The 24211-nt window shown below is 73.4% G+C and carries 21 protein-coding genes; 14 read left to right on the plus strand and 7 right to left on the minus strand.

Annotation, left to right across the window (positions count from 1 at the left end; genetic code table 11):
* The first annotated feature begins 14 nt into the window (after positions 1 to 14).
* The 9 genes from HUT06_RS32045 (at position 15) to HUT06_RS32085 (ending at position 8952) form a co-directional block, all read left to right on the plus strand.
* Positions 15 to 512: a hemerythrin domain-containing protein gene (locus HUT06_RS32045; RefSeq protein WP_176199110.1), complete on the plus strand. Its 498-nt coding sequence runs from the start codon at positions 15 to 17 to the stop codon at positions 510 to 512.
* The gene (locus HUT06_RS32050; protein WP_176199111.1) at positions 505 to 1926 is read left to right on the plus strand and encodes a nitronate monooxygenase; all 1422 of its coding nucleotides are present in this window, start codon (positions 505 to 507) and stop codon (positions 1924 to 1926) included. The genes HUT06_RS32045 and HUT06_RS32050 overlap by 8 nt, the downstream gene beginning before the upstream one ends.
* On the plus strand, positions 1923 to 3119 hold the full coding sequence (locus tag HUT06_RS32055; RefSeq protein WP_176199112.1) for a TIGR04053 family radical SAM/SPASM domain-containing protein: 1197 nt from the start codon (positions 1923 to 1925) through the stop codon (positions 3117 to 3119). Before HUT06_RS32050 ends, HUT06_RS32055 begins: the two co-directional genes overlap by 4 nt.
* A 63-nt stretch (positions 3120 to 3182) precedes the next feature.
* The gene (locus HUT06_RS32060; protein ID WP_176199113.1) at positions 3183 to 3536 is read left to right on the plus strand and encodes a PRC-barrel domain-containing protein; all 354 of its coding nucleotides are present in this window, start codon (positions 3183 to 3185) and stop codon (positions 3534 to 3536) included.
* 31 nt (positions 3537 to 3567) lie between these two features.
* Entirely contained in the window at positions 3568 to 3738 is a 171-nt protein-coding gene (locus tag HUT06_RS32065) for a hypothetical protein (RefSeq protein ID WP_176199114.1), read from the plus strand.
* A gap of 178 nt (positions 3739 to 3916) precedes the next feature.
* Entirely contained in the window at positions 3917 to 5047 is a 1131-nt protein-coding gene (gene chvE / locus HUT06_RS32070; protein ID WP_254715488.1) for a multiple monosaccharide ABC transporter substrate-binding protein, read from the plus strand.
* Between the two features lie 64 nt (positions 5048 to 5111).
* Positions 5112 to 6662 (plus strand): multiple monosaccharide ABC transporter ATP-binding protein, encoded by a 1551-nt coding sequence (mmsA, locus tag HUT06_RS32075; RefSeq protein WP_176199115.1) that lies wholly within the window; start codon positions 5112 to 5114, stop codon positions 6660 to 6662.
* Positions 6659 to 7900: a multiple monosaccharide ABC transporter permease gene (gene mmsB, locus HUT06_RS32080; protein ID WP_176199116.1), complete on the plus strand. Its 1242-nt coding sequence runs from the start codon at positions 6659 to 6661 to the stop codon at positions 7898 to 7900. The genes mmsA and mmsB overlap by 4 nt, the downstream gene beginning before the upstream one ends.
* Before the next feature lie 44 nt (positions 7901 to 7944).
* Positions 7945 to 8952, plus strand: a complete 1008-nt coding sequence (locus HUT06_RS32085; RefSeq protein WP_176199117.1) for a LacI family DNA-binding transcriptional regulator — start codon at positions 7945 to 7947, stop codon at positions 8950 to 8952.
* A 14-nt stretch (positions 8953 to 8966) separates the two neighbouring features.
* Here the strand turns inward: HUT06_RS32085 and HUT06_RS32090 are convergent, their stop codons facing one another.
* On the minus strand, positions 8967 to 9593 hold the full coding sequence (locus HUT06_RS32090; protein ID WP_176199118.1) for a TetR/AcrR family transcriptional regulator: 627 nt from the start codon (positions 9591 to 9593) through the stop codon (positions 8967 to 8969).
* Between the two features lie 57 nt (positions 9594 to 9650).
* Here HUT06_RS32090 and HUT06_RS32095 point away from each other — a divergent pair, with 57 nt between their 5' ends.
* Both HUT06_RS32095 and HUT06_RS32100 read left to right on the plus strand, forming a co-directional pair.
* Complete coding sequence (locus HUT06_RS32095) at positions 9651 to 10193, plus strand: VOC family protein (RefSeq protein ID WP_176199119.1); 543 nt, start codon at positions 9651 to 9653, stop codon at positions 10191 to 10193.
* A 28-nt stretch (positions 10194 to 10221) separates the two neighbouring features.
* Positions 10222 to 11193 carry a hypothetical protein gene (locus tag HUT06_RS32100; RefSeq protein WP_176199120.1) on the plus strand — a complete coding sequence of 324 codons (972 nt, stop codon included), beginning with the start codon at positions 10222 to 10224 and terminating at the stop codon, positions 11191 to 11193.
* Between the two features lie 5 nt (positions 11194 to 11198).
* Here the strand turns inward: HUT06_RS32100 and araB are convergent, their stop codons facing one another.
* The 6 genes from araB to HUT06_RS32130 all read right to left on the minus strand — a co-directional run bounded on the left by araB (position 11199) and on the right by HUT06_RS32130 (position 18849).
* Positions 11199 to 12827 carry a ribulokinase gene (gene araB, locus HUT06_RS32105; RefSeq protein ID WP_176199121.1) on the minus strand — a complete coding sequence of 543 codons (1629 nt, stop codon included), beginning with the start codon at positions 12825 to 12827 and terminating at the stop codon, positions 11199 to 11201.
* Between the two features lie 19 nt (positions 12828 to 12846).
* The gene (gene araA / locus HUT06_RS32110; protein ID WP_176199122.1) at positions 12847 to 14343 is read right to left on the minus strand and encodes an L-arabinose isomerase; all 1497 of its coding nucleotides are present in this window, start codon (positions 14341 to 14343) and stop codon (positions 12847 to 12849) included.
* Complete coding sequence (locus HUT06_RS32115) at positions 14340 to 15011, minus strand: L-ribulose-5-phosphate 4-epimerase (RefSeq protein WP_176199123.1); 672 nt, start codon at positions 15009 to 15011, stop codon at positions 14340 to 14342. The genes araA and HUT06_RS32115 overlap by 4 nt, the downstream gene beginning before the upstream one ends.
* A 66-nt stretch (positions 15012 to 15077) precedes the next feature.
* Positions 15078 to 16130, minus strand: coding sequence for a LacI family DNA-binding transcriptional regulator (locus tag HUT06_RS32120; RefSeq protein ID WP_254715489.1), 1053 nt, complete (start codon positions 16128 to 16130; stop codon positions 15078 to 15080).
* A 107-nt stretch (positions 16131 to 16237) separates the two neighbouring features.
* Entirely contained in the window at positions 16238 to 17647 is a 1410-nt protein-coding gene (locus HUT06_RS32125; protein WP_176199124.1) for an MFS transporter, read from the minus strand.
* The gene (locus tag HUT06_RS32130; protein ID WP_176199125.1) at positions 17644 to 18849 is read right to left on the minus strand and encodes a M20 family metallopeptidase; all 1206 of its coding nucleotides are present in this window, start codon (positions 18847 to 18849) and stop codon (positions 17644 to 17646) included. The genes HUT06_RS32125 and HUT06_RS32130 overlap by 4 nt, the downstream gene beginning before the upstream one ends.
* A 70-nt stretch (positions 18850 to 18919) precedes the next feature.
* Between HUT06_RS32130 and HUT06_RS32135 the strand changes: the two genes are divergently transcribed.
* The 3 genes from HUT06_RS32135 to fdh all read left to right on the plus strand — a co-directional run bounded on the left by HUT06_RS32135 (position 18920) and on the right by fdh (position 24203).
* Positions 18920 to 20026, plus strand: a complete 1107-nt coding sequence (locus HUT06_RS32135; RefSeq protein ID WP_176199126.1) for an Lrp/AsnC family transcriptional regulator — start codon at positions 18920 to 18922, stop codon at positions 20024 to 20026.
* A 41-nt stretch (positions 20027 to 20067) separates the two neighbouring features.
* Positions 20068 to 20823: an evbL gene (locus tag HUT06_RS32140; RefSeq protein WP_176199127.1), complete on the plus strand. Its 756-nt coding sequence runs from the start codon at positions 20068 to 20070 to the stop codon at positions 20821 to 20823.
* Between the two features lie 128 nt (positions 20824 to 20951).
* Positions 20952 to 24203: a formate dehydrogenase gene (gene fdh, locus HUT06_RS32150; RefSeq protein ID WP_254715490.1), complete on the plus strand. Its 3252-nt coding sequence runs from the start codon at positions 20952 to 20954 to the stop codon at positions 24201 to 24203.
* Positions 24204 to 24211: the final 8 nt, after the last annotated feature.

Consider the following 24211-nt stretch of genomic DNA (forward strand, 5'->3'; position numbering starts at 1 on the left):
GAGAAAGGCGAACGATGCCCACACTCGTCAACGAGTTCACCAAGGTGTTCCGTGCGGAGCACCGCGGTGTCCGCGACCTGCTGCTCGACCTGGTGGAGGCGTTCCGGCTGCGGGACACCGAGCGGGCGCGCGAGCTGGTCGTCGCCGTCGACGCCGCCACCGGGCCCCATTTCCGGTACGAGGAGGAGTCGATGTACCCGCAGCTCGTCGCCGTGTTCGGCGCCGAGTACGTGGCGAAGCTGCTCACCGACCACGACGGCGCGATCCGCACCGTCCGGCGGCTGTACGTTCTCACCGAGCACGACCGGCTGACGCCCCGGCAGGCCGAGCGCGGGATCGAGCTGGCCCGGCGGATCCTGCCGCACGTCAGCGACTGCGACGGGCTGTCGATCATGGTGGAGACCCTCCCCGAGGCCACGGTCGGCTCCATCCTGGAGACGCGGCGGAACGCGCGCGCCGCCGGGCTGGACCTGCTGACGTGGGCCGCGACCGCGCGGGCCCGCAATGTCTGAGCCGGCCGCGCCGCGCATCATCCAGGGCGGCATGGGCGCGGGCGTCTCGGGCTGGCGGCTGGCGCGCGCCGTCGCGCGGACCGGGCAGCTCGGCGTGGTGTCCGGGGTCGCGCTGGACGCCCTCCTCGCGCGCGGCCTGCAGACCGGCGACGAGGGCGGCCACCTGCGCCGCGCGCTCGCCCACCTGCCGCTGCCGGGGGTGGCCGAGCGGGTCCTGGAGCGCTACTTCGTGCCCGGCGGGATCGAGCCGGGGCGGCGGTTCCGGCCGGTGCCGAAGCTCGGCCTGCGCCCGAACCGGACCCGCGACGAGCTGACCGTCGCCGGGAACTTCGCCGAGGTGTGGCTCGCCAAGCAGGGGCACGGCGGCCCGGTCGGCGTCAACTACCTGGAGAAGATCCAGCTCGCCACCCCGGCCGCCGCGTACGGGGCGATGCTGGCGGGCGCGGACTACGTCCTGATGGGCGCGGGCATCCCGAGCGAGATCCCCGCGCTGCTGGACGCGCTGGCCGCCGGGTCGCCGGGAAAGGTCACGGTGGACGTCGCGGGCGCCGACGAGGGCCGCCCGTTCGCGTTCGACCCGGCGTCGCTCGCCGCGCCGGGGACGGCGGCGGCGGCCCGGCCGCGGTTCCTGGCGATCGTGTCGTCGCCCGTCCTCGCGCTGTACCTGCACCGGTCGCCCGCGACCCGCCCGGACGGGTTCGTGCTGGAGGCGGCGGTCGCGGGCGGGCACAGCGCGCCGCCGCGCGGGCGGCTGCGCCTCGACGAGGGCGGCGAGCCCGTCTACGGGAAGCGGGACCGGATCGACCCCGCGAAGGTCGCCGCGCTCGGCCTGCCGTTCTGGCTCGCGGGCGGGCACGCCCGGCCCGGCGCGCCGGACGAGGCGCGCTCCGCCGGCGCGGCGGGCGTCCAGGCCGGCAGCGTGTTCGCGCTGTGCCGGGAGTCCGGCCTCGATCCGGAGCTGCGGCGCCGGCTCATCGGGCGGGCGCTGGACGGCACGCTCCGGGTGCGCAACGACCCCCGCGCGTCCTCGACCGGGTTCCCGTTCAAGGTCGCCGAGCTGCCGGGCACGCTCTCCGAACCGGAGGTGTACGCGGCGCGCCCCCGGCTGTGCGACCTGAGCTACCTGCGGACCCCCTACCTCAAGGCGGACGGCGCGGTCGGCTACCGCTGCCCCGCCGAACCGGTCGACGCCTACGTCCGCAAGGGCGGCGACGCCGGGGACACCGCCGGCCGCCGCTGCCTGTGCAACGGGCTCGTCGCGAACACCGGCCGGGGCCAGCACCGGCCGGACGGCTACGCCGAGCCGCCGCTGCTCACCCTCGGCCAGGACCTCGGCTTCCTGCCCGGCCTCGTCCGGGCGGCCGGAGCCGACTACTCCGCCGCCGACGCCGTCGACTACCTGCTCGGCCGATGAAGCAGATCCGCGTGCCCCGCCACGACCCCGCTGACCGGCCGTTCATCGTGATCTGGGAGGCCACCCGGGCGTGCCCGCTGGCGTGCCGGCACTGCCGCGCCGAGGCCCGGCCCGACCGCGATCCCGGCGAGCTGACCACGGCCGAGGCGTGCGGGCTGATGGCGCAGGTCGCCTCGTTCGGGCAGCCGCCGCCGGTGTTCGTCATCACCGGCGGCGACCCGTTCCAGCGCCCCGACCTGTTCGACCTCGTCCGGCACGGGACCCGGCTCGGGCTGCCGGTCGCGGTGTCCCCGTCCGGCACGCCGACGCTCACCGAGGCGGGCCTCACCGGCCTGCGGGACGCGGGCGCGCGGGCGATCTCGCTGAGCCTGGACGGGTCGACCGCGCGGATCCACGACGCGTTCCGCGCCACGCCGGGCGTCTACGGCTGGACGCTGGACGCCTGGCGCGCCGCCCGCGACCTCGGCCTGAAGGTGCAGATCAACACCACCGTCGCCGGGCACAACCTCACCGACCTGCCGGAGATCGTGCGGCTGGTGCGGGAGATGGGCGCGCTGACGTGGAGCGCGTTCCTGCTCGTCCCGACCGGGCGCGGCAGGCTGCTGCCGGGCCTGGACCCGCACCAGGTGGAGGACGTCCTCAACTTCGTCTACGACGCGGGCGCCCACGTCCCCGCCCGCACGACCGAGGCCCACCACTTCCGGCGGATCGCCGTCCAGCGGGAGATCCTGGCGCGGCACGGCGCCGACCACGCGGCCGTGCTGGGCCTGGGCCCGCTGTACGAGACGCTGCGGCGGCGGCTGGCCGACCTGGACCTGCCGGTGCGGCGCGCCCGGCGCCCGCCGATGGACGTCGGCTCGGCGCGCGGGTTCGTGTTCGTCTCGCACCGGGGGACCGTCCACCCGAGCGGGTTCCTGCCCGCCGCGGCGGGCGACGTCCGGCGGGAGCCGCTGCCCGGGATCTACCGGGACTCGCCGCTGTTCACCGGCCTGCGCGACACCGCTAACCTGACCGGGAAGTGCGGCGCCTGCGAGTTCCGGACGATCTGCGGCGGCTCCCGCTCGCGCGCCCTCGCGGTGTCCGGCGACCCGTACGCGGCCGAGCCCTGGTGCTCCTACGAGCCCGGGTCGTTCCCCTACCGGGACGACCTCGCCGCCCACGGCCTCCCGATCCAGGGGGCGCACCGGACATAACCGCCGTGAGCTGGGTAGATGACCTGACAGAAGGCATCCGATCCAGAAGGCTGGGCAAGGGACATGTTCCAAGTCGAGGACATCCGCGAATGGCGCGGCCGGGCCGTGGTCGACGAGTCCGGGAGCAAGGTCGGCGAGCTGGAGGCCGTCTACGTCGACACGCTCACCGACCAGCCGGCCTTCGCCACCGTCAAGACGGGCATGCCGACGCGGCAGCGGCTGGTGTTCGCGCCGCTCGACGGGGCGACGCTCGGGCCGGACCACGTCCGGGTCGCCCACCCGAAGAAGCAGATCAAGAACGCGCCCGCGATCGACACCGACGGCGAGCTGCTCGCCGCCGACGAGGGCGCGGTCTTCGCCCACTACGAGCTGGCCTACGAGGCCGCGCCGGACGAGCGCCGGCTCGCGCGCCGCTGAGCGCCGGCCCGCGTCCAGGAGGGATCGCACCGTGGCCCTGTTCCTGTTCATCCTGCTCGTCGCGGTGGCGCTGGGCATCATCGGCGTCGTCGTGAAGGGCCTGTTCTACCTGCTGATCATCGGGATCGTGCTGTTCCTGATCAACCTGGTGCTGAGCGGCATCCGGATGGGGCACCGGCGCAGCTCCCGCCCGACCCGCTAGCTGGGCACGGACGGGCACACCGGCTCCGCAGGCGCCGCCGCGTGGGAGCGCGGCGGCGAATGTTTGCGATAACAACAACCGGGTCACGGTTGTGACGCGGCCCACGGGGGGCTCTTGACATGGCAGTGTGACCGGTAACACTGTGTCCGGGACACCGGCACCACCCCCGAGGTGAGACGTGAAGCACAGGAAGCTCGTCAGCCTGGCGCTGGGCCTCGGCCTCGCGCTCGGCATGACCGCGTGCGGCTCGACGCAGAAGACCGTCGACAAGGAGAAGGCCGACAAGAAGCCGGCGGCGGGCGCGCTCGTCGGCGTCACGATGCCGACCCGATCGTCCGAGCGCTGGATCCACGACGGCGACAACCTGAAGAAGCAGCTGGAGCAGCTCGGCTACAAGGTCGACCTCCAGTACGCCGAGAACGACATCCCCACCCAGGCCAACCAGATCGACAACCAGATCACCAAGGGCGCCCGGGTGCTGGTGATCGCCTCCATCGACGGCACGGCGCTCACCACGCAGCTGCAGAAGGCGGCCGACAAGGGCGTCCCGGTCATCTCCTACGACCGGCTGATCCGCAACTCCCCGAACGTCGACTACTACGCCACCTTCGACAACTACAAGGTCGGCGTCCTCCAGGCGACGTCCCTGCTCATCGGCCTCGGGCTGAAGAAGGCGGACGGCTCGGAGGGCACCGCCAAGGGCCCGTTCAACATCGAGGTCTTCGCCGGCTCGCCCGACGACAACAACTCGTCGTACTTCTACAACGGCGCCATGGACACCCTGAAGCCGTACCTCGACAAGAAGGCCCTCGTCGTCAAGAGCGGCCAGACCGACTTCAAGACGATCGCCACGCTGCGCTGGGAGGCCGAGCGCGCGCAGAAGCGCATGGAGGACCTCCTCACCCGCCACTACGGCGGCGGGACGAAGGTGAACGGCGTCCTGTCCCCCTACGACGGCCTGTCCATCGGCATCCTGTCGGCGCTGAAGTCCAACGGCTACGGCACGCCCGGCCAGCCCTACCCGATCGTGACCGGCCAGGACGCCGAGGTCGCCTCGGTCAAGTCGATCATCGCGGGCGAGCAGTACTCCACCGTCTACAAGGACACCCGGCAGCTCGCCGCGGTCACCGTGAAGATGGCGGACGCCGTGCTGAAGGGCGGCAAGCCCGAGGTGAACAACGTCAAGGACTACGACAACGGCGTGAAGGTCGTGCCGTCCTTCCTGCTCAACCCGGTCATCGTGAACAAGGGCAACTACAAGAAGGAGCTCATCGAGACCGGCTACTACACCGAGGCCCAACTGGGGTGACGGCGGGGCGGGCGCCCCCCGGCACCTCCCCCGGGGCGGCGCCCGCCCGTCCGCGAGGAGGACCATGACGGACGCGATACTGCGGATGCGCGGCATCACCAAGACCTTCCCCGCGGTCACCGCCCTCCAGGACGTGAACCTGGAGGTGCGGCGCGGCGAGATCCACGCGATCTGCGGCGAGAACGGGGCCGGGAAGTCGACGCTGATGAAGGTGCTGTCCGGGGTGCACCCGCACGGCGACTACACCGGCGAGATCGAGTTCGAGGGCGCGGCCTGCCGGTTCTCCGGCATCCGCGACAGCGAGCAGCACGGGATCGTCATCATCCACCAGGAGCTGGCGCTCAGCCCGTACCTGTCGATCGCCGAGAACATCTACCTCGGCAACGAGCGCCGCGGCCGGCTCGGGCTGATCGACTGGAACCGGACGAACGCCGACGCGGCGCGGCTGCTGGAGCGGGTCGGGCTGCGCGAGAACCCGGTGACGCCGGCGATGGACCTCGGCGTCGGCAAGCAGCAGCTCGTGGAGATCGCCAAGGCGCTGTCGAAGCGGGTCAAGCTGCTCATCCTGGACGAGCCGACCGCCGCGCTGAACGACGCCGACTCCGCGCACCTGCTCGACCTGCTGCGCGGGCTGCGGGACGAGGGCATCACCTGCGTGATCATCTCCCACAAGCTGAACGAGATCCGCGCGATCGCCGACTCCACCACCATCCTGCGGGACGGCCGCACCATCGAGACGCTCGACATGGCCGGCGACGTGTCCGAGGACCGCATCATCGCCGGGATGGTCGGCCGGGACCTGCGCCACCGGTTCCCCGACCGCGTCCCCGCGATCGGCGAGGAGGTGCTGCGGATCGAGGACTGGACCGTCCACTCCCCCACCCAGCACGGCCGCGTCGTGGTGGACCGCGCCTCCCTCACCCTGCGCCGCGGCGAGATCGTCGGGCTCGCGGGCCTGATGGGCGCGGGCCGCACCGAACTCGCGATGAGCGTGTTCGGCCGCAGCTACGGCACCGGCATCAGCGGCCGGATCTACAAGGACGGCGCGGAGGTCTCGGTCCGCACGGTCACCGACGCGATCCGGCACGGGCTCGCCTACGCGACCGAGGACCGCAAGACCTACGGCCTCAACCTCATCGAGGACGTCAAGCGGAACATCTCCGCCGCCGGGCTCCGCGGCCTCGCGAGGGCCGGCTGGGTGGACGCGGGCCGCGAGTACGCGACCGCCGAGCGGTTCCGCACCGAGATGAACATCAAGACGCCGAGCGTGCTCACCCCGGCCGGGCAGCTGAGCGGCGGCAACCAGCAGAAGGTCGTCCTGTCCAAGTGGATCTTCACGGACGCGGACGTGCTGATCCTGGACGAGCCCACCCGCGGCATCGACGTGGGCGCCAAGTACGAGATCTACTCGATCATCAACCGGCTGGCCGACCAGGGCCGCGCCGTCCTGGTGATCTCGTCCGAGCTGCCGGAGCTGATCGGGATCTGCGACCGCCTGTACGCGATGGCGGAGGGCCGCATCACCGGCGAGGTCACCCGCGCCGAAGCCACCCCGGAACGCCTCATGCAATTCATGACCCGGCAGACCCAGCAGATCGAGGAGACCACAGCATGAGCAGCGTCGCGTCGGCCGGAAAGGCCGTGGAACCGCCGCCGGCGGAGCGGCCCAAGCCGGGGCGGAGTCTGCCGGTCAATCTGCGGCAGAGCGGGATCTACATCGCGTTCGCCCTGATCGTGGCGCTGTTCGCGGTGCTCACCGACGGGCAGCTGCTGTCCCCGCAGAACATCTCCAACATCATCGTGCAGAACTCCTACATCCTGATCCTGGCGATCGGGATGATCCTGATCATCATCGGCGGGCACATCGACCTGTCGGTGGGGTCGGTGGTCGCGGTGACGGGCGCGATCGCGGCGGTGCTGATGGTCGAGCACGACGTGCCGTGGCCGCTCGCGATCCTGCTGACGCTGCTCGCCGGCGCGGCGATCGGCGCGTGGCAGGGGTACTGGATCGCCTACTTCGAGATACCGGCGTTCATCGTGACGCTGGCCGGGATGCTGGTGTTCCGGGCGCTGACGCTCACCATCCTCGGCAACCAGGGCATCGGGCCGTTCCCGGACGAGGTGCGGACGATCGCGAACGGCTTCCTGGCCGGCTACCTCGGCAACATCGGGCTCGGGCCGCTCGGCGGCGCCGACCTGTTCACGCTGCTGGTCGCGCTGGCCCTGGTCGGCGGGTACGTGGCGCTCGGGTGGCGGAACCGGCAGGGCCGCATCGGCTACGGGCAGCAGGTCGAGCCGCTTCCCGTGTTCGCGCTGCGCAACGCCCTCGCCGTCGTGGTCGTCATGTTCATGGCCGTGCAGCTCGCCCGGTTCAAGAACATGCCGTGGGTGCTCGTCCTGCTGGGCGTGCTGGTGCTCGGCTCCACGCTGGTGATGAACCGGGCCGTGTTCGGCCGGCACGTGTACGCGCTCGGCGGCAACCCGCTCGCGGCGCGGCTGTCCGGCATCAAGGTGAAGTCGGTGTCGTTCTGGCTGTTCGTCAACATGGGCGTGCTGTCGGCCGTCGCCGGGATCGTGTTCGCGGGACGGCTCAACCAGGCGGGCCCGACGGCCGGGAACATGTTCGAGCTGGACGCGATCGCGGCGGCGTTCATCGGCGGCGCGGCCGTGCAGGGCGGGGTCGGCAAGGTGGTCGGCGCGATCACCGGCGGCCTGATCATGGGCGTGATCAACAACGGCATGTCGCTGCTCGGCGCGCCGAGCGAGCGGGTGATGCTGATCAAGGGGCTGGTGCTGCTGGCGGCGGTCGCGTTCGACATCTGGGCGAAGCGGCGCGCCGGGACGTCGCGCTGAGCGGGCCGCCCGGGGACGGCGGACGCGGTAGGTTCCGAGGTGACATGACCGCCACGCCACCACCGGCCCGGCCCGGGCTCCGCGACGTCGCCCGGCTCGCCGGGGTCTCCCACCAGACCGTGTCGCGGGTGTTCAAGAACCATCCGATGGTCAGCCCGAAGACCCGCGACCGGGTGCTCGCCGCCGCCGCGCAGCTGGACTTCCGGCCCAACGCGGCGGCGCGGGCCCTCGCCACCGGCCGGTCCCGCACGCTCGGCGTCGTCAGCTTCGACACCGCGCTGTTCGGCCCCGCGTCGATCATCGCGGCGATCGAGCGGACCGCCCGCGCCGCCGAGTTCTTCACCAGCGTCGCGAGCCTGGAGTCGCCGGGCCACGGCGCGGTCGCGGGGGCGGTCGACCGGTTCCGCGACCAGGGCGTGGACGGCATCATCATGATCCCCGGGCACGTCCCGCCGGACGAGGCGCTGCGGCACCTGCCCGGCGACCTGCCGACGGTGCTGCTCGGGCCGCCGGCCGCCGTGCCGACGGTGTCGGCCGACCACTACCTGGCGCCCATGGAGGCGACCCGGTACCTGCTCGGCCTCGGGCACCGGACGGTGCACCACCTGCCGGGGCCGGACGACTGGTCGGAGGCGACCGAGCGCACCCGCGGCTGGCGGGACGCGCTGACCGAGGCGGGCGCCGCCGTCCCCGACTGCGCGCCCGGCGACTGGAGCGCCAGGTCCGGCTACGAGCGGGGCCGGGTGCTCGCCGCCGACCCGGGCGTCACGGCGGTGTTCGCGGGCAACGACCAGATCGCGCTCGGGTTGCTGTGGGCGATCCACGAGAGCGGGCGCCGGGTCCCCGACGACGTCAGCGTCATCGGGTTCGACGACATCCCGGAGGCGGCGTTCCTCACCCCGCCGCTCACCACCGTCCGGCAGGACTTCACCGCCCTCGGGCGGCACTGCGTGGAACTGCTGATCGCGCAGCTGACCGGGAGCGAGGCGGACGCGCCGAAACTGGTCCCCAGCAACCTGATCATCCGGCGGAGCACCGCCCCGGCCCGTTGACCCCAGGGGCGTCCCTACGCTGTCAGCACCTGCACCAGGGTGCGGTGCAGCCAGTCGCGGTATTGCGCGGGTGCCCATCCCGTAGTGCGCCGCAGTAGCAGGTAGGTCTCCGCCTGCCCCGCCAGCGCCACCGTCTCCTCCTGCCACTCCGGGTCTGGCGTCTCGGTGAGCAGGCCGTCGGCGCGGGCGCTCCGGACGAAGCGGCGCAGCAGCTCGCGGGTGTCGGCGCGGCCGGCCCGGAAGGCCTCCGCCAGCTCGGGCTCCGTGGCCTGGGCCTGGAGCACCACGTCGAACAGGTCACCGGCGCGTTCCATCAGGCCGGCGGTCCCGTCGACCAGCGCCTCGATCCGGTCGGCGAGAGCCGGGCCGGTGAGGGCCGACTGGTACCAGTTTCTCTCGGCGACCGCGCGGTCCGCGGTGTCCCCCGCCACGGCCACGTCGACCGCGTGCCGCAGCAGCGCCGCCTTGGTGCCGAACCGGACGTAGACGGTCCGGTGCCCGACCCCGGCGTGGTCCGCGACCGCGGTCAGCGTCGTCGCGTGGTAGCCGTCGCGGACGAACAGCGCCCGCGCGGCCCGGAGGATGCGCCGTTCGGTCTCGGCCACCCGGGCGGCGCGAAGTCCCTTGACAGGCTCGTTCATTCGATGCAGTCTAACTGTAATGATGCAGTGGTACTGCAATTAGAGGGGAAGAACTCCATGAACAACGACGACACTCCTGCTCTGGACGGCGTGCACCACCTGAAGTTACCGGTCGGTGATATCGAGCGCTCACGCTCGTGGTACGCCTCCCGGCTCGGCTACGTGACGGTGATCGAGTTCACCGGGAACGGCCGGACGACCGGGATCACCATGGCCCACCCGGACGGCGGGCCGATGATCGGATTCGTCCTCGATTCCGAACGCGCCCGGCGGGCGAGCGGCTTCGACTACTTCGCGATCGGCGTGCCGGGCCGGGCGGAGCTCGAACGGCTGGCCGCCCGGCTCACCGCGCTCGGCGAAGAGCACGCCGGGGTCCACTTCGCCACCATCGGCTGGATCCTGCCCGGCACGCACGACCCCGACGGGCACGAGGTCCGCTTCTACACCACCGGGCACCACACCCCGATTCCCGCCGACGGCACGCCCCTGGTGGTGGACGACCCGATCGGCACCGAGGCCGAGCGCAGGCGCGCCCACGCGGCGCGCGGCACCGATGAGCCCGGCACGGCCCGGAGCAGCAGGTCAGATGACCGGCCGTAACGCCCCCGGCGGCGACGGAGGAACCCTCGTGGCCGGTCCGCGACAGCGCCGGGGCGGCCCCGGCCCGGTCCTGCCGGCGATGCTCGGTGCGCTCTGCTGCTCGATCGTCGGCACACTGATCACCACCTCGCTCGACCTGTCGCCCGCCACCCGGATGGCCGCCGCCGCCGGGGGCGCGGCGCTCGCGCCGATGATCGCCACCGTCGGCCGGCTGCACCGGCTGCGCATCGGCGCCGGCCTGATGATCACCATCGTCGCGCTGGCCGTCACCTACGGCGGGTTCACCATCGTCGACAGCGCCACCGGGCGCACCGTCCCGCACCTGCCGCTTCCCCCGGTCGGCGGCAAGGGCGGCCTCGGCGAGTTCAGCGGCAACCCCACCAGGACCGGCCTGCACATCAAGGCGGAGCCCGCACCGCTGGAACTGGACTGCGACGACACGGGGACGGCATGCGAGGGGACGGTGCGCGTGTCCAACGCCGGGACCCTGCCGCTGCGGATCGGCGCGATCGAACTCCGGGGACCCGCCGCCGCTGCCTACGGCCACACCGGCTGCGAGCACCAGACCCTCGCCGTCCACAGCGACCCCTGCCAGATCACCGTCACCAGGCGGACGGGTAGCGCCGGCACCGCCCGGCTGGTGATCCACCAGAACCTCCCCGGACCGGCCACCGAGGTCGCGCTGAGCAGCGGGCGGACGGACGGCGGGGAGGTCACCGGGCCGGTGAGCCTGACCGCGTGCGCGAACCCGACCGACGGCGCGGCCTGCCCGATCAAGGGCACCGGGTTCAAGCCCGGCGAGACCGTCGAGCTGACCTACACCTGGCCGCAGGGCGCGCGAAGCCGGTACCGGCTCACCGCCGCGGACGACGGAAGCTTCGAATACCGGCTTCTGCGCGCTTCGCCGCCCGGAACGGTCGAGGTCGGCGCCGTCGGCCTGGCATCAGGCCGCACCGACACGACCAGCTACCTCCTGCCCGGCTCCGCTCGAACGCAGTGAGCGGGTCAACGCAGCGCGCGGAGGCGGTGCATGATCTCGCCGTCGGCGAAGTGGTCGTGCAGGCTGCGGTAGATCGCGTACAGGTCGTCGTAGGCGTCGGCGCGGGCCCGGTCGGGCACGTAGGCGGCCGGGACGCGCCGTCCCATCGCGGCGGCGGCCGCGGTGATGTCGGGGTGGGCTCCGGCGGCGACGGCGGCGTGGATCGCGGCGCCGAGCGCCGGGCCCTGCGCCGAGCCGATCAGCGACAGCGGGCGGCGCAGCACGTCGGCGTACACCTGCATCAGGAAGGCGTTCTTCATCAGCCCGCCCGCGACGACCAGCTCCTCGACGGGGACGCCGGCCGCCTCGAACGTCTCCACGATCATCCGGGCGCCGAACGCGGTGGCCTCGATCAGCGCGCGGTAGACGTCCTCGGGCCGGGTGGCGAGCGTCTGGCCGACGATCAGGCCGGACAGGTCGTGGTCGACCAGCACGGAGCGGTTGCCGCTGTGCCAGTCGAGCGCGACGAGCCCGTGCCGTCCGACCGGCTGGGCCGCGGCCAGGGCGGTGAGGTGCTCGTGGACGGTCCGCCCCTCGGCGGCGGCGACCTGGTTGTAGTAGGCGGGCACGCAGTTGTCGACGAACCAGGCGAAGATGTCGCCGACGCCGGACTGCCCGGCCTCGTAGCCCCACAGGCCCGGCACGATGCCGTCGGCGACGACGCCGCACATGCCGGGGACCTCGGCGAGCGCGTCCGACGCCATGACGTGGCAGGTGGAGGTGCCCATGATGGCGACCATCTGGCCGGGGCGGACGGCGTCGGCCGCGGCGGCGGTGACGTGCGCGTCGACGTTCCCGACCGCGACCGCGATGCCCGCGGGCAGGCCCGTCCAGCCGGCGGCCTCCGCCGTGAGCGTCCCGGCGCGGCCGCCGAGCGGGGCCAGGTCGTGGCCGAGCTTGGCGGGGAAGTCGGCGAAGCCGGGGTCGAGCGCGGCGAGGAACCCGGCGGACGGGTAGCGGCCGTCCTGGTAGATGCCCTTGTAGCCGGCCGTGCAGATGTTGCGCGACTCGGCGCCGGTGAGCCGCCAGACGATCCAGTCGGCGGCCTCGATCCAGCGGTCGGCCTCCGCGTACAGCTCCGGGTCCTCGTCGAGGAGCTGCAGGGCCTTCGCGAACTCCCACTCGGAGGAGATCTTGCCGCCGTAGCGGCGCAGCCACGGCTCGCCGCGCTCGGCGGCCAGCGCGTTGATCCGGTCGGCCTGCGGCTGCGCGGCGTGGTGCTTCCACAGCTTCGGCCACGCGTGCGGGCGGTCGGGATGGCGCTCGCAGAGGGGCGTCCCGTCGGCCGTCGCCGGCAGGACGGTGCACGCGGTGAAGTCGGTGCCGATGCCGATGACCCGCGACGCCGGGACGCCCGCGACGGCCAGCGCCTTCGGGACGGCGAAGCGCAGCACGTCCACCCAGTCCGCCGGCGCCTGGAGCGCCCAGTCCGGCGGGAGGGCGGCGCCGGACGGCAGCGCCGCGTCGATCACCCCGTGGCCGTACTCGTGGACGCCGTCGCCGAGTTCGGCGCCGTCCCGGACGCGGACGACGACCGCCCGCCCCGACAGCGTGCCGAAGTCGACCCCGACGACGTACCGCTCGTCCGCGCTCATAGGGCTCCTCCTGTGGTCGTCACAAGCCGAGGGCCAGGCGATGGTACGCCTGGTTCCAGCGGATCTCCTTGGTGAACTGGCGCATCGTGGTGCCGGCGTCGATGGTCAGCAGCTCGACCCCGGCCATCTCGGCGAGGTCGTCCAGCACCTCGGTGCCGAGCGCGGCCGACAGGACCGTGTGGTGCGGCGCCCCTGCGGTCAGCCAGGCCTCCGTGGAGGTGCGCAGGTCCGGCTGCGGGCGCCAGACCGCGCGCGCGACCGGCAGCATCGGCAGCGGCTCCGGCGGCGCGACGACCTCGATCTCGTTGGCGACGAGCCGGAACCGGTCGCCCATGTCGGCGAGGCCGACCACGACGGCGGGGCCGGGCGCGGCGTCGAACACCAGCCGCACCGGGTCCTCGCGCCCGCCGATGGACAGCGGGTGGATCTCCAGCGACGGCCGCCCGGCCGCGACGGACGGGCAGACCTCCAGCATGTGCGCGCCGAGGATCAGCTCGTTGCCGGGCTCCAGGTGGTAGGTGTAGTCCTCCATGAACGAGGTGCCGCCGGGCAGCCCGGCCGCGGCGGTCTTCAGCGTGCGCAGCAGCGTCGCGGTCTTCCAGTCGCCCTCGCCGCCGAAGCCGTAGCCGTCGGCCATCAGCCGCTGCACGGCGAGGCCGGGCAGCTGCCGCAGCCCGCCGAGGTCCTCGAAGTTCGTCGTGAACGCCTTGAAGCCGCCCTCGTCGAGGAACGTCCGCAGGCCCAGCTCGATCCGGGCGCCGTAGCGCAGCGCATCGTGCCGGTCGCCGCCCGCGCGCAGTGCCGGGACGACGTCGTACCGCTCCTCGTACTCCTTCACCAGCTCGGTGACGCCGTCGTCGGAGACACCGTCCACCACGCCGACCAGGTCGTTCACGCCGTAGGTGTTGACCGAGACGCCGAATCTGAGCTGCGCCTCGACCTTGTCGCCCTCGGTGACGGCGACGTCCCGCATGTTGTCGCCGAACCGGGCCAGCCTGAGCGTGCGCAGCTCGTGGTGCGCGGCCGCCGCCCGCGCCCACGCCGCGACGCGGGCGCCCACCGCCGGGTCGGAGACGTGCCCGGCGACGGTCTTGCGGGCGACGCCGAGCCGCGACTGGATGTAGCCGAACTCCCGGTCGCCGTGCGCGGCCTGGTTCAGGTTCATGAAGTCCATGTCGATCGAGTGCCAGGGCAGCTCGACGTTCGCCTGCGTGTGCAGGTGCAGCAGCGGCTTGGTGAGGGCGTCCAGCCCGGCGATCCACATCTTCGCCGGGGAGAAGGTGTGCATCCAGGCGATGACGCCGACGCAGGAGTCGTCGGCGCTCGCGTCCAGGCAGGTCCGGCGGATGGCGTCGGCGTCGGTCAGCACCGGCCGCCAGCGCAGCGCGACCGGCAGCGCCTCGCCGAGCCGCGCGGCGATCGCGCCGGACTGCTCGGCGACCTGGCGCAGGGTGTCGTCGCCGTACAGGGCCTGGCTGCCGGTGAGGAACCAGATCTCGCGGTTCGGAAAGCTCATGGTCGGCCCCTCTGCCCGTAGACGTTCTGGTAGCGGTCGTACAACCGGTCGATGTCGCCCGCGTCCATCGGCAGCGGCTCGCCGAGCTGGCGGGACAGGTGGACGGTGCGGGCGGCGTCCTCGCACATCACGGCCGCCTTCACCGCGGCGCGGGCGTCGGCGCCGATCGTGAACACGCCGTGGTTGCGCATGAGGACGGCGGGGCTGCGGTGCCCGGCGAGCGTCTCGACGATGCCGCGGCCGATGTCGTCGCCGCCGATGAGCGCGAACGGGCCCACCGGGATCTCGCCGCCGAACTCGTCCGCCATCGCGGTCAGCACGCACGGGATCGGCTCGTCGCGCGCCGCCCACGCGGTGGCGTAGGTGGAGTGGGTGTGCACGACTCCGCCGACGTCCGGGCGGTGCCGGTACACGTAGGCGTGGGCGAACACGTCGCTCGACGGCTTGAGCGGCGACTCGCCGAGGGGCTCGCCCTCCAGGTCGCACAGCACCATCGCGTCCGGGGTCAGGTCCGCGTAGGGGACGCCGCTCGGCTTGATGAGGAAGGCGTCGCCGCTCACCCGGGCGGACACGTTCCCGGCGGTCCAGACGACCAGCCCGCCCTCGACGAGCATCCGGTGGAGGACGGTGAGCTCGGTGCGGAGCGCGGCGGTCTCCGGCTCTCTCATGTCCGCTCCTTTGTTAGCGCTAACATCAACGGGCTGCCGACGGGGACTCGCGGGGACGGACGGAAGTCAGCTGCGGCGGCGCACCCCGGTGCTCTCCCGCACGACGAGTTCGGGTTCGACGACGCGGTGCGTCCCGTCCGGGGCGGGGGCCGGCCGGGCGCCGCCCTCGACCCGGTCGAGCAGCAGGCCGAACGCGCGCCGCCCCACCTCGGCGAAGTTCTGCCGGACGGTGGTGAGCGGCGGCGGGAAGTAGGCGGCCTCGGGCACGTCGTCGAAGCCGACGACGCTCACCTCGCCGGGCACGTCGCGGCCGGCCTCGCGCAGCGCCCGCAGCAGCCCGAGCGCCATCGCGTCGTTGGCCGCGAACACGGCGGTGACCTGCGGGTCGGCGGCGATCCGGCGGCCGAGCTCGTAGCCGGACCGGGCGCTCCAGTCGCCCGGTGACGCGGCCGGGACCTCGCGCCCGGCGGCCTCCAGCGCGGCGCGCCAGCCGTCGGTGCGGCCGCTCGCGTCCACCCAGTCGGCGGGGCCGGCCAGGTGCGCGACGGTCTCGTGGCCGAGGCTGAGCAGGTGCCGGACGGCGCGCTCCGCGCCGGCCCGGTGGTCGACCGCGACGACGGGGAACGGCACGTCGCCGCCGGCGCCGACCGCGACCAGCGGGGTGTCGGACGGCAGCTCCTTCAGCCCGTCGGCGGCCGACTCGTGCGGCGCGACGACCATGATCCCGTCCGCGGACTGGGCGCGCAGCCGCTCCACGCCCTCGCCGATCGAGCGGCGGTTCAGCGAGCTGAGGCTGACGATGCTGACGTTGTAGCCGTGCTCGCGGGCGGCCTGCTCGATGCTGAACACCGTGGACGCCGGGCCGTACAGGGTGGTGTCGAAGCTGACCACGCCGAGCACTCCGGAGCGGCCGGTCGCGAGGACCCGCGCCGCCGAGTTCGGCCGGTAGTCCAGCGCCTGGACCGCCGCCATCACCCGGGCGCGCGTCTGCGGGCGCACCTTTTCGGGCGTGTTCAGCACCCGCGACACGGTCATCGCCGAGACGCCGGCCATCGCGGCCACGTCCTCCATCACCGCCAGCCGCCGGCCGTCGGGCGCCTCCGGTGATTCGGCGGCCACATCGCCTCCCCGAGCCGAGCCATCGCTACGCCCCGAATGTTTGCGCTAACTCCCCCGAATGTCAACAGCGGGCGCCCCGCGCCGGCGGGGCGCCCGCGGCCGGGCCGTCAGTCCGCCGCGCGCCCCCGCGCGGCGAGCGCGAGCACGGCGGCCAGCAGCGCGAAGCCGGCGCCGACCAGCCAGACGGCCGCGTACCCGCTCTCGGCCGGGTCGTCGGACCCCGCCGGGGCGGCGAGCAGCGTCCCGAACATCCCGCCAGCGACCGCCCCGCCGACGGTCTTGACGTTGTTGTAGACGGCGGTGGACACGCCGGTGCGGGACGGGTCGGACGCCTCCGCGATCACGGTCGGCATCGCGCCGAGCGCCACGCCCATCCCGGCGGCCAGCACGGTCAGCTCGGCGACCACCACCCACAGCACGTCGTGCGCCGCGGCGAAGGCGGCGAACCCGGCCGCCACCAGCAGGAACGAGCCGATCAGCGCGTTGCGGTAGCCGATCTTGCGGGCGACGACGGCGGTGGACGCCGACGCGACGACGCTGACGAGCATCGCGGGCAGCATCGCCAGCGCGATCGACAGCGACGACAGCCCGAACCCGTAGCCGGCCTCGTCCGGGTCGGTCGCGTAGAAGGTCGAGTTCGGCGACTGGCTCCCGAAGTAGACGACGCCGAACGCGAAGGAGGCGAAGTAGTAGGGCGCGACGTGCCGTCCGGCCATGGCGCGCAGGTCGACCAGCGGCTCGGCGGTCCGCAGCTCGACCACGACCCAGGCCGCCAGCAGCGCCAGGCCCGCCAGGACGGGGACGAGGGTCGTCCCGGACAGCCAGCCGCCGTCCGCCGCGCCGGACACCCCGGCCAGGACGGCCACGACGGCGAGGCCGAGGAGCGCGACGCCGGGCCAGTCCACCCGCCCGGCGGCGCGGCGCGCCGACTCGGGGATGGCGACGAACGACACCGCCACGCAGACCAGCGTGAGCACGGCGGGCACGCCCAGCGCGAGCCGGACGTCGCCGAACGCCTTGTCCGCGATCCCCATGCCGAGCCCGCCGAGCAGCCCGCCGAGGGTGAGCGCGCCGACGAGCCGGGCGATCGCCGAGCGGGCGAGTTCCACCGGGAGCCGGTCGCGGACGAGGGAGATCTCCAGCGGCAGCAGCGCCGCCAGCGGGCCCTGCAGGAACCGGCCGGCGAGCAGGACGCCGAAGGACGGCGCGAACGCGACCAGGATGGAGCCCACCGCGACCGACACGAGCGCGATCCGGAGCATGCGGCGGTGCCCGTACAGGTCGCCGAGCCGCCCGAACGCGGGCAGCGACACCGCCGCCGACAGCAGCTGGACGGCGATCACCCAGGTCAGCGCGGAGTCCGACACGCCCCACTCGTCCCCGATGCCGGGCAGCACGGGCGCGATGCCGGCCTGCAGGAACCCGCTCACCACCTCGAACAGGACGAGCAGCCCGACGACGGCCGTGACCGACGCGACGGGCGGGGACTTCTCGTCCCCGGGCGCCGTGGTCGTCATTCGGCCTCCAGGCGGCGGACGGCGAGCTCGGCGAGGAGGGCGGCGGCGTCCGGCAGGACGGCGTCGTCGTAGACGGCCTGCGGCGAGTGGTTCATCGGCGCGGTCGCGAGGTCGCGGTCGGGCGGGCAGGCGCCGAGGCAGACGAACGCGCCGGGGACCTGCCGGAGGACGAACGAGAAGTCCTCCGAGCCGGCGACCGGGCGCGGCGCCTCCAGGACGCGGTCGCCGCCGAAGACGTCGCGGGCCGTACCGAGCGCGAACTCCGCCTCGTCCGGGGTGTTGACGGTGACCGGGTACTGCTCCCGGTAGTCGACCTCGGCGGTCACGCCGTGGGCGGCGGCGATGCCGTGCACGACCCGCTCGAACCCGGCGCGCACCCGGCCGTGGGCGTCCTCGGAGAACGACCGGACCGTGGCGGTCAGCTCGGCCGTCTCGGGGATGACGTTCGCGGCCGTCCCGGCGTGCGCGGACCCGACCGTGACGACGGCGGGGTCGAAGACGTCCAGGTCGCGGGTGACCATCGTCTGCAGCGCGGTGATCATCGCGCCGAGCGCGGGGACCGGGTCCTTGGCGCCGTGCGGCGAGGAGCCGTGCCCGCCCCGGCCGCGGATCACCACGTGCGCCTCGTCGCTGGCGGCCATCATCGGGCCGGGGCGGGTGACGACCATGCCGCGCGGCAGGGCGGTGGAGAAGACGTGCAGGGCGTAGGCGGCGGCGACCCGCTCGCCGGCCGCGTCCAGCACGCCCTCGTCCACCATGATCTTGGCGCCGCCCATGCCCTCCTCGCCGGGCTGGAACATCAGCACGACGTCGCCCGGCAGCTCCGCCCGGCGGGCGGCGAGCAGCCGGGCCGCGCCGACCAGCCCGGCGACGTGCAGGTCGTGGCCGCAGGCGTGCATGCGCCCGGGGATCCGCGAGCCGTAGTCGAGACCGGTGTCCTCCTGGACGGGCAGGGCGTCCATGTCGGCGCGCAGCAGCACCGCCGGGCGGCGCTCTCCACCGGGCTTTCCACCGCGCAACACGGCGGTCACCGAGGACAGGCCCTTGCCGGTGCTGATCTCCAGGGGCAGGCCGTCCAGCGCGGCGAGGACCTTCTCCTGCGTGCGCGGCAGGTCCAGGCCGGTCTCCGGCTCGCGGTGCAGGGCGCGGCGCAGCTCGGTCAGCTCGTGCCGCAGGTCGGCGGCGTCGTCACAGAGGGACATGGAGGTATGGTGCGGATTGCACCTTTCGCTGCCGGTGACATGCCGGTATCCGCCGTAAGAGCGTGATCGAATGCAGGAATCAGCCGCGCTGGACGAACTGGACCACCTGCTCGTCACCGCGCTGCAGACCGCGCCGCGCGCCGACTGGCGGCGCATCGGCGCCGCCCTCGGGGTGGACGCCTCCACCGCCGCCCGCCGCTGGGCGCGGCTGACCGCGTCCGGCCTGGCCTGGCTGACGTGCTTCCCGGTCGCGGTCGACTGGATGACGCCGGTGGTCGCGTTCATCGAGGTCGACTGCGCGCCCGGCCGGCTGCACGCGGTGGCCGCCGAACTCGCCGAGGACCCGCACGTGTTCAACCTGGAGCATGTCACCGGCGGGCGCGACCTGATCATGACCGTGGTGCTGCGCGACAACGCGGAGCTGGCCCGGTACGTGGGGTTCCGGGTCGGCCGGCTGCCCGGCGTCACCGCGACCCGCACGCAGCTCGCCACGACCCTGCACGCCGAGGGCAGCCGCTGGCGGCTGGACCGCCTCGACCAGACCCAGCGGGACCTGCTGGTCGGCGACCCCGCGCGCGCCACCGGCGACTGGGCGCTGCGGCCCGAGGACGAGGAGCTGGTGCGGCTGCTGGTGCGGGACTGCCGGCAGCCGGTCGCGCGGCTGGCCGAGGGCACCGGGCTCAGCCCGACGACCGTCCGGCGGCGGCTCGCCCGGCTGCACCGGGGCGGCGCGCTGGTGTATCGGTGCGAGGTCGCCCGGTCGGCGTCCGGCTGGCCGGTCACGGTCTACCTGTGGGCGACCACGCCGCCGGACGAGGTGGCCCAGGTCGCCGGGCAGCTCGCGGGGATGCGGGAGACCCGCATGTGCGCGTCGCTGTCGGGCCCGCACAACGTCCTGTTCGCCGTGTGGCTGCGCTCGGTGGAGCACGTGCAGTCGTTCGAGGCCGCGCTGCGGCGCCGGTTCCCGCGGCTGGCCGTGACCGACCGGGCGGTGGCGCTGTGGCAGTTGAAGCTGGCGGGCCAGTTGCTCGACCCGCGCGGCCGGTACCTGCGGACCGTCCCGTTCTGGACGTGGGACGACCCCGGCACCGAGACCGAGCTGGCGGCGCTCGTCGCCCGGCTGCGCACCGGCCCGCACCGCGCCCCTGCCCTCCCCGGCCCTCCGGCCGGCGGGTAATCTCCCGCTTACCGGTCGCCCGAACCCGAGGAGCCCCCCACATGACGGATCTGACGGAACTGCCGGAGCTGAGCGCCGCCGAGACCGCGCGCGCCGCCGACAAGACCATCCACGACATCGGCTCGACCTGGATGCTGGACCCGTCCGTCTCCGAGCGCGGCAAGGAGCTCGGGTACGCCAACCCGTTCGCGTTCTACTTCGCCGGGCGCGGCGGGGTGCTCGGGGACGCCGACGGCGGCGTGGTGTGGTCCGCGCTGGGCTTCTTCGAGCCGGGGGTCGTCCGGGCCATGTGGGACGAGGGCGTCGCGGTCGCCGGGGCGCGGGAGGCCGCGCGGCGGTACACGCGGGCGTTCACGGCCTGGGCCGAGGAGCGCGTCCCCGCCGACCCGCGCCTGTGCGAGCTGGCCGAGCGGGTCGCGAACGCGGCCGACGGCGCGGGCCTGCCGCTGTTCTGCGGCTGGCGCGCCGAGCCGCTGCCCGAGCCCGGCCCCGGCCGCCTGGTGCAGGTGTTCCAGGTCCTGCGCGAGCTGCGCGGCGGGATGCACCTGGTCGCGACGACGGCGGTCGGCCTGACGCCGCTGGAGGCCGTCCTGACCAACGAGGGCGAGGGCAAGGCCAAGTTCTGCGGCTGGCGGGGCGAGTTCCCCGACTGCACCGCGCTGAAGCCCCGGCTGGCCGAGGCCGAGGAGATCACCGACCGGCTCTCCGCCGCCGTGTACGAGCGGGCGCTGTCGCCGGCCGAGCGCGCCGAGTTCGCGGGCCTGGTGGCGAAGGCGGGCGCGGCCGTCCTCCCCTGACGGTCTGTCGGGAAGGGACGAGACGCGGTGCGGCGGCCACTCGCTCCGCGGTGTCCTGACGGCGCACTGTTTCGCCGGCCGGGCGGCGGGTAGGTGGACGGCGCGCCGAGCTGAAGGGGTGGTGTGACGTGGGCGTTCGTACCTGGATCGGGTCGTGGCCCGTCTACCGCCAGTTCACCGGGGACGACCCGCTCGGGCGCGGAGCCGCGGCGAAGAGCGCGGGGTCCGACCGGATCAAGGCGCGGGTGAACACCGCCGACCGGGTCGTGAAGTCCGTCTGCCCGTACTGCGCGGTCGGCTGCGGGCAGGACGTGTACGTCACGGGCGGCAAGGTCACCCAGGTCGAGGGCGACCCCGACTCGCCGGTCAGCCGGGGGCGGCTGTGCCCGAAGGGCTCGGCGACCCTCCAGCTGACCACCGGGTCGGCCCGCGAGCACCGGGTGCTGTACCGGCGACCGGGCGGCACCGACTGGGAGCACCTCGACCTCGACACGGCGATGGACATGATCGCCGACCGGGTGATCGAGGCGCGCCGGCACGGCTGGCAGTGGGAGCAGGACGGGGTGCGGGTGCGGCGCACGCTCGGGGTCGCGAGCCTCGGCGGCGCCACGCTCGACAACGAGGAGAACTACCTGATCAAGAAGCTGTTCACCGCGCTCGGCGCGGTGCAGATCGAGAACCAGGCGCGCGTTTGACACTCCTCCACCGTTCCCAGTCTGGGAACCACGTTCGGACGAGGCGGCGCGACCACCTTCCAGCAGGACCTGCAGAACTCCGACTGCATCGTCATCCAGGGCTCCAACATGGCCGAGTGCCATCCGGTGGGGTTCCAGTGGGTGATGGAGGCGAAGGCGCGCGGCGCGACGGTCATCCACGTCGACCCGCGGTTCACCCGGACCAGCGCCCTGTCGGACCTGCACGTCCCGTTGCGGGCGGGCAGCGACATCGCGTTCCTCGGCGGGATCGTCAACTACGTCCTGGAGAACGACAAGTACTTCCGTGACTACGTCGTCGCGTACACCAACGCGCCGGTGATCCTGACGGAGGAGTTCCGCGACACCGAGGACCTCGACGGCGTGTTCTCCGGGCTGAACCCGGAGACGCGCAGCTACGACCACACGACGTGGCAGTACGAGGGCATGGAGGTCCAGTCGGCGGCCGGCGAGCGCGACATGGCCTACGACGAACGCGTCAACTCCGTCGCGGAGGCGGGGCGCGGCGAGGCGCACGGTTCCGGCGGCGCGGCGATCGGCGAGGGCGACCCCGAGCGGGACCCGCACCTGGAGCATCCGCGCTGCGTCTTCCAGGTGCTCAAGCGGCACTACGCGCGCTACACGCCGGAGATGGTCGAGCGGATCTGCGGCGTCCCGCAGGAGCAGTTCCGCAAGGTCTGCGAGATGCTCACCGAGAACTCGGGCCGCGACCGGACGTCCGCGTTCGTCTACGCGGTGGGCTGGACGCAGCACACGGTCGGCGTCCAGTACATCCGGACGGCGGCGGTCCTGCAGAGCCTGCTCGGCAACATCGGGCGGCCCGGCGGCGGCATCCTGGCGCTGCGCGGCCACGCGTCCATCCAGGGCTCGACGGACATCCCGACGCTGTTCAACCTGCTGCCCGGCTACATCCCGATGCCGCACGCGCACAGCAACGAGGACCTGGACTCGTTCGTCCAGGCCGAGTCGGCGCGCAAGGGCTTCTGGGGCAACATGCGCGCCTACGCCGTGAGCCTGCTGAAGTCGTACTGGGGCGACGCGGCGACCGAGGACAACGACTACTGCTTCGACTACCTGCCGCGGCTGACCGGCTCGCACAGCACCTACGAGACGGCGATGGCGCAGATCGACGGCGTGTGCAAGGGCTACTTCCTGATGGGCGAGAACCCCACGGTCGGGTCCGCCAACGCCAAGATCCAGCGGCTCGGGATGGCGAACCTGGACTGGCTCGTCGTCAGGGACTTCTCGCTGATCGAGTCGGCGACCTGGTGGAAGGACGGCCCGGAGATCGAGTCGGGCGAGATGCGCACCGAGGACATCGGCACCGAGGTGTTCTTCCTGCCCGCCGCCGCGCACACCGAGAAGGACGGCAGCTTCACCAACACGCAGCGGATGCTCCAGTGGCACCACCAGGCGGTGGAGCCGCCCGGCGACGCGCGCAGCGACCTGTGGTTCACCTACCACCTCGGCCGCATCATCCGGGAGAAGCTCGCCGGGTCGGACGAGGAGATGAACCGGCCGGTCCTCGACCTGACGTGGGACTACCCGACCAAGGGCGACATCGAGGAGCCGGACGCCGAGGCGGTGCTCGCCGAGGTCAACGGCTTCGACGCCGACGGGAACCCGCTGTCGTCCTACACGCAGCTGAAGGACGACGGGTCCACCCGGTGCGGCTGCTGGATCTACTGCGGCTGCTACGCCGACGGCGTCAACCAGACGGCCCGCCGCAAGCCCGGCAAGGACCAGCACTGGGTCGCGCCCGAGTGGGGCTGGGCATGGCCGTCGAACCGCCGGATCCTGTACAACCGGGCGTCCGCCGACAAGGACGGCAACCCGTGGAGCGACCGCAAGGCCTACGTCTGGTGGGACGCCGAAGAGGGCAAGTGGACGGGCCATGACGTGCCCGACTTCGTCGCCGACCGGCCGCCCGACTACAAGCCGCCCCGCGACGCGACCGGCCCGGACGCGCTCGCCGGCGACGACCCGTTCATCATGCAGGCGGACGGGAAGGCGTGGCTGTTCGTCCCGGCGGGGCTGACGGACGGCCCGCTGCCGACGCACTACGAGCCGCAGGAGTCGCCGTTCACGAACCCGCTGTACGGGCAGCAGCGCAACCCCGTCCGGCAGCTGCTGCCGCCGCACCCCGACAACCGGTACGCGCCGAGCGACGGCTCGCCGGGCGCGGCCGTGTACCCCTACGTCGCGACGACGTACCGGCTCACCGAGCACCACACGGCGGGCGGCATGTCGCGGTGGCAGCCGTACCTGGCGGAGCTGCAGCCGGAGTTCTTCTGCGAGGTGTCGCCGGAGCTCGCGGCCGAGCGGGGGCTGGAGCACGGCGGCTGGGCGACGATCGTCAGCCCGCGCGCCGCCGTCGAGGCCCGCGTCCTGGTCACCGAGCGGATGCAGCCCCTCGTCGTGGACGGCCGGACGATGCACCAGATCGGCCTGCCCTACCACTGGGGGCCGAACGGCTACAGCACCGGCGACGCCGCGAACGAGCTGCTGCACCTGTCCCTGGACCCGAACACCCACATCCAGGAGGCGAAGGCGCTGTCGGTCGACATCCGGCCGGGCCGCCGCCCGCGCGGCGCCGCCGCGGGCGAGCTGGTGCGCCGCTACCAGGAGGAGGCGGGCATCACCGACGAGACGGGCACCGAGGTCTAGCGGCGGGG

It is taken from the genome of Actinomadura sp. NAK00032 (assembly GCF_013364275.1).
Taxonomy (GTDB): domain Bacteria; phylum Actinomycetota; class Actinomycetes; order Streptosporangiales; family Streptosporangiaceae; genus Spirillospora.

Coding starts and splice junctions, on each gene's coding strand:
- HUT06_RS32045 (WP_176199110.1), top strand. CDS start 15: ATGCCCACACTCGTCAACGAGTTCACCAAGGTGTTCCGTGCGGAGCAC.
- HUT06_RS32050 (WP_176199111.1), top strand. CDS start 505: ATGTCTGAGCCGGCCGCGCCGCGCATCATCCAGGGCGGCATGGGCGCG.
- HUT06_RS32055 (WP_176199112.1), top strand. CDS start 1,923: ATGAAGCAGATCCGCGTGCCCCGCCACGACCCCGCTGACCGGCCGTTC.
- HUT06_RS32060 (WP_176199113.1), top strand. CDS start 3,183: ATGTTCCAAGTCGAGGACATCCGCGAATGGCGCGGCCGGGCCGTGGTC.
- mmsA (WP_176199115.1), top strand. CDS start 5,112: ATGACGGACGCGATACTGCGGATGCGCGGCATCACCAAGACCTTCCCC.
- mmsB (WP_176199116.1), top strand. CDS start 6,659: ATGAGCAGCGTCGCGTCGGCCGGAAAGGCCGTGGAACCGCCGCCGGCG.
- HUT06_RS32085 (WP_176199117.1), top strand. CDS start 7,945: ATGACCGCCACGCCACCACCGGCCCGGCCCGGGCTCCGCGACGTCGCC.
- HUT06_RS32090 (WP_176199118.1), bottom strand. CDS start 9,593: ATGAACGAGCCTGTCAAGGGACTTCGCGCCGCCCGGGTGGCCGAGACC.
- HUT06_RS32095 (WP_176199119.1), top strand. CDS start 9,651: ATGAACAACGACGACACTCCTGCTCTGGACGGCGTGCACCACCTGAAG.
- araB (WP_176199121.1), bottom strand. CDS start 12,827: ATGAGCGCGGACGAGCGGTACGTCGTCGGGGTCGACTTCGGCACGCTG.
- araA (WP_176199122.1), bottom strand. CDS start 14,343: ATGAGCTTTCCGAACCGCGAGATCTGGTTCCTCACCGGCAGCCAGGCC.
- HUT06_RS32115 (WP_176199123.1), bottom strand. CDS start 15,011: ATGAGAGAGCCGGAGACCGCCGCGCTCCGCACCGAGCTCACCGTCCTC.
- HUT06_RS32125 (WP_176199124.1), bottom strand. CDS start 17,647: ATGACGACCACGGCGCCCGGGGACGAGAAGTCCCCGCCCGTCGCGTCG.
- HUT06_RS32130 (WP_176199125.1), bottom strand. CDS start 18,849: ATGTCCCTCTGTGACGACGCCGCCGACCTGCGGCACGAGCTGACCGAG.
- HUT06_RS32135 (WP_176199126.1), top strand. CDS start 18,920: ATGCAGGAATCAGCCGCGCTGGACGAACTGGACCACCTGCTCGTCACC.
- HUT06_RS32140 (WP_176199127.1), top strand. CDS start 20,068: ATGACGGATCTGACGGAACTGCCGGAGCTGAGCGCCGCCGAGACCGCG.